5 protein-coding genes are annotated in these 4,484 nt (G+C 71.1%); 2 read left to right on the forward strand and 3 right to left on the reverse strand.

Features of this window, described 5'->3' with window-relative positions; all coding sequences use genetic code 11:
• Positions 1-288 precede the first annotated feature (288 nt).
• Positions 289-636, forward strand: coding sequence for a hypothetical protein (locus VR44_RS21205; RefSeq protein ID WP_045949137.1), 348 nt, complete (start codon positions 289-291; stop codon positions 634-636).
• A gap of 47 nt (positions 637-683) precedes the next feature.
• Here VR44_RS21205 and VR44_RS21210 read toward each other — a convergent pair whose 3' ends face one another.
• Positions 684-1,025 (reverse strand): VOC family protein, encoded by a 342-nt coding sequence (locus VR44_RS21210; RefSeq protein WP_045949138.1) that lies wholly within the window; start codon positions 1,023-1,025, stop codon positions 684-686.
• Between the two features lie 132 nt (positions 1,026-1,157).
• Between VR44_RS21210 and VR44_RS21215 the strand changes: the two genes are divergently transcribed.
• Positions 1,158-1,742, forward strand: a complete 585-nt coding sequence (locus tag VR44_RS21215; RefSeq protein WP_045949139.1) for a DinB family protein — start codon at positions 1,158-1,160, stop codon at positions 1,740-1,742.
• A gap of 73 nt (positions 1,743-1,815) precedes the next feature.
• Here the strand turns inward: VR44_RS21215 and VR44_RS21220 are convergent, their stop codons facing one another.
• On the reverse strand, positions 1,816-3,465 hold the full coding sequence (locus VR44_RS21220; RefSeq protein ID WP_045949140.1) for a phospho-sugar mutase: 1,650 nt from the start codon (positions 3,463-3,465) through the stop codon (positions 1,816-1,818).
• Between the two features lie 51 nt (positions 3,466-3,516).
• Entirely contained in the window at positions 3,517-4,323 is an 807-nt protein-coding gene (locus tag VR44_RS21225) for a purine-nucleoside phosphorylase (RefSeq protein WP_045949141.1), read from the reverse strand.
• Between the last annotated feature and the right edge of the window lie 161 nt (positions 4,324-4,484).

Raw genomic sequence — 4,484 nt, forward strand, 5'->3', positions numbered from 1 at the left:
CGGGACGGATGTTCATGGGGCATGCGGCCGAATCGGCGACCCTTCTGGGTCGACGGGGGCCGGCAGACCGGGCATCCGGGACCACATCCATCCCGGCGGGGCCGCTCCCACGCATCAGATCGCTACGCGCTTCTCTGATCTCGGCGTCCGCCGCCCGTCCGGGGTCGCTGCCTGCAGGAAAGGACGACGGGACCGTCCTCCGGGGCCGGTGGGCGCAACAAATCGCTACGCGCTCCTCTCTTTCGGCGTCCGCCGACCGTCTGCCTTCATGATCATTAGAGTTTGGGCATGACCCCACGAGACGACTTGCTCATCGATCTGATCAATCGGACCGAGATGGAGGGCGAAGGGCCGCGCATCACCGTCGTGGCGCAGGGCGTGGTGATAACGGGACGGATCGCGGCCCATCGGCACTGGGCGTCGCAGCTTGCCGGGCAGCTCTCCGACACCGGTCTGCCGGACCTGCGGTTCGCCGAGGACTTCAGCCGTGAGGCCGGTGAGACCCCCGAGTACCCCCCGGCCTTCCTCCATCTCCAGGGTTGCCAGCTGATCTCCGGCTCCAGCAGCCTTCCCGCCGCACTGGGCGAGTCCTTTCGGGTCCCGCTTGCCACGATCAGTGCGTGGAGCGTGCGTTGACGACGGGGTACGCGGCAGGTCGTCCACCCGCAGCACAGTCGTCGCTGTCAGCTGACGAAGCAGAACTCGTTGCCTTCCGGGTCGAGCATGGCTTGGAAGGACCCCTGGTCGTCGGTCACCGCCTCGCCGACCTTGGCCGCGCCCAGGCGTACCGCTTCGGTGACGGCGGCCTCGATGTCGTCGACCGCGATGTCGAGATGGAGCCGGTTCTTCACGGCCTTGCCCTCGGGCACCGGCTGGAAGGCGAGCCGTGCGAACCCGGGAAGTTCGAGGTGCGACCAGTTCCGGGCACGGTCGACCGGGTCACCGCCCAGCACCTGTGACCAGAAGCGGACCAAGGCCTTCGGCTCGCGGCAGTCCACGACGATCTGATGCAGGTGTGCACGCATGGACGGGAGCCTATGCGTGGTCGGGACGTTGAGGCAGCATCATGATGATGTTGGGACTGCTGACGTCGGTCCGGCACGTGCTGGTGCAGGCCGGTTGAAGAGCCAGGACGGCGCGTGGCAGGCTCATGCCGCATGATCGATGAATTCGCGAAGGCCAACCTGCACGGGAGGCTGCGCCGGGACCGCAGGGCGCTGCTCTGGAAACTCGACGGCTTGTCCGAATACGACGCCCGCCGGCCTTTGACAGCGACCGGGACCAACCTCCTCGGCCTGGTCAAACACGTGGCCAGTGTCGAGGCCAGGTACTTCGGCGAGGTCTTCGACCGCCCTTCCCCGGAACCGCTGCCCCGGTGGCAGGACTCCGACGGAAGCGATCTGTGGGCGGCCGAGGACGAGACCCGCGATCAGATCATCGAGTTCTACAGGCGCACGTGGGAACACTCGGACGCGACGATCGACGAGCTTCCCCTCGACGCCCCCGGTCACGTGCCGTGGTGGCCGGAGCCCTCTCCCAACACGAACCTGTTCGCCGTCCTGGTCCATGTCCTCGGCGAGACCAACCGCCACGCCGGGCACGCCGACATCCTGCGCGAGGGCCTCGACGGCCGGACCGGGATGCGCCCCGAACACGAGCAGCAGACCGACGAGGAAGCCCGCGCGGCCCACTACGCGAAGATCGAGCGGGCCGCCAGGCCGTCCGCAGCGGTCAAGGCCTAGGAGCCCGGTGCAAGCCGCACGGCCCCCCCCGGCAGAGCCGAGGGGGCCGTGGGGCGGTGGCGGGACGGAGGGCCTACAGGCCCATCGCCGCCGCGAGGTCCTTCTTCACCGTGTCCAGGATCTCCTGGCCCCGGGCGCGGGCCGACGTGAGGTCCGAGGCTTCCGCCACCGGGACGACCACCTCCAGGTAGCACTTCAGCTTGGGCTCCGTGCCCGACGGGCGGCAGATCACCCGGGCCTTGTAGTCGCCCTCCAGGTAGTAGCGCAGCCCGTCCGTGGGCGGGAGCTTGTCCGTGCCCTGGGAGAGGTCCTCCGCCGAGACCACCCGCAGGCCCGCCAGGGCCGTCGGGGGTTCCGCGCGGAGCCGGGCCATCGCGTTGGCGATGACCGACAGGTCCTCGACGCGGACCGACAGCTGGTCGGTGTGGTGGAGGCCGTGGGCCATCGCCAGGTCGTCCAGCAGGTCGGTCAGGGTCCGGCCCTGCTCCTTGAGCACCGAGGCCAGCTCGGCGACCAGGAGGGCGGCGGTGATGCCGTCCTTGTCGCGGACGCCCTCGGGGTCCACGCAGTAGCCGAGGGCCTCCTCGTAGCCGTAGCGCAGGCCCTCCACGCGGGAGATCCACTTGAAGCCGGTGAGGGTCTCCTCGTAGCCGAGGTTCGCCGCCTCGGCGATGCGGCCCAGGAGGGACGAGGAGACGATCGACTCCGCGAAGACGCCCTGCGCGCCCTTGTGGACCAGGTGGGCCGCCAGCAGGGCGCCGACCTCGTCGCCGCGCAGCATGCGCCAGCCGCCGTTGTCGGGCACCGCCACAGCGCAGCGGTCCGCGTCCGGGTCGTTGGCGATCACGATGTCCGGCCGCACCTCGGCGGCCTTCGCGAACGCCAGGTCCATGGCGCCCGGCTCCTCCGGGTTGGGGAAGGCGACCGTCGGGAAGGCCGGGTCCGGCTCCGCCTGCTCGGCGACGAGCACCGGCTCCGGGAAGCCGTGCCGGGCGAAGGCAGCCATGACGACGTCCTTGCCGACGCCGTGCATGGCCGTGTACACGGTCCGCACGCCGCGCGGGGACGTCGGGGTCAGGACGGCATCCGTACGCGCCAGGTAGGCCTCCAGGACCTCCTCGTCGAGCTGGAGCCAGCCGTCCGAGGGGCGGGGGACGGAGGCGAGGGTGGAGATCGCGTCGATCTCCGCCGCGATCTGCGCGTCCGCCGGGGAGACGATCTGCGAGCCGTCGCCCAGGTAGACCTTGTAGCCGTTGTCCCGCGGAGGGTTGTGGCTCGCGGTCACCTCGACGCCGGCGACGGCTCCCAGGTGCCTTATCGCGTACGCGAGGACGGGCGTGGGCAGGGGGCGGGGGAGGACGGCCGCGCGCAGCCCGGCGCCCGTCATGACGGCCGCCGTGTCGCGGGCGAAGTCCGCGGACTTGTAGCGGGCGTCGTAGCCGACGACCACCAGGCCGCCCTCGTGGCCCTGGGCCTTCAGGTAGGCCGCCAGGCCCGCCGCGGCGCGGATGACCACGGAGCGGTTCATCCGCATCGGGCCCGCGCCGAGCTCGCCGCGCAGTCCGGCGGTGCCGAACTGGAGCGTGCCGGAGAAGCGGTCCGCGAGTTCGGCGGTGTCGCCCGCGTCGATGAGCGCGCGCAGCTCGGCCGCGGTCTCCTCGTCGGGGTCCTCCGCCAGCCAGGTCCGGGCCCGGGTGAGCAGGTCGTCCTGTGCCTGTTCCACTAGTTCCGCCTTACCTCTCGTACGTCGTCGGTCGTCGAGTCGGGTCGTCGATCAGATGCGGGCGAGGACCTGCGTCAGCAGGGTGCCCATGCGGGCGGCGGAGTCACGGCCGGCCTGGAGGACCTCTTCGTGGTTCAGCGGCTCGCCGGACAGGCCCGCGGCAAGGTTGGTGACCAGGGAGATGCCGAGCACCTCGGCGCCGGCCTCACGGGCGGCGATGGCCTCCAGCACCGTGGACATGCCGACCAGGTCGGCGCCCATGACGCGGATCATGTTGATCTCGGCCGGGGTCTCGTAGTGCGGGCCGGGGAACTGGACGTAGACGCCCTCTTCGAGGGTCTCGTCGATCTCCTTGCACATCGCGCGCAGGCGCGGCGAGTACAGGTCGGTGAGGTCCACGAAGTTCGCGCCGACGATCGGCGAGGTCGCGGTGAGGTTGAGGTGGTCGCTGATCAGGACGGGCTGGCCGGGCTTCATGCCCTCGCGCAGGCCGCCGCAGCCGTTGGTGAGGACGACGGTCTTGCAGCCGGCGGCGACGGCGGTACGGACGCCGTGGGCGACGGCGGCGACGCCACGGCCCTCGTAGAAGTGGGTCCGGCCGAGGAAGAGCAGCGCGCGCTTGTCGCCGATCTTGTACGAGCGGATCTTGCCGCCGTGGCCCTCGACGGCGGGGGGCGGGAAGCCGGGCAGCTCGGTGACCGGGAACTCGGCCTCGGGCGCGCCGAGCGCCTCTGCGGCGGGGGCCCAGCCGGAGCCCATGACGAGGGCGACATCGTGGGATTCGACGCCGGTGAGCTCGCGGAGGCGGGCGGCGGCGGCGTCGGCGGCGGCGAAGGGGTCGGTAACAGATGCGTTCACGCGGATGAGCGTAGCCGCTGTTGGCCTACGCGCGTAGATGGCACAGCTCACGGTGTTCGGATCGTTGCCTTGTCGTTTCCGCCGAATCGTCCCGGAGGGGGTGGGGGGCGGGGCCTGCCGGGTGCGGCGGGGGCCCCGCCCCGCCCTTTCTCCGTTTCCGC

Source organism: Streptomyces katrae, assembly GCF_000966975.1.
In the GTDB taxonomy this organism is placed as follows: domain Bacteria; phylum Actinomycetota; class Actinomycetes; order Streptomycetales; family Streptomycetaceae; genus Streptomyces; species Streptomyces katrae.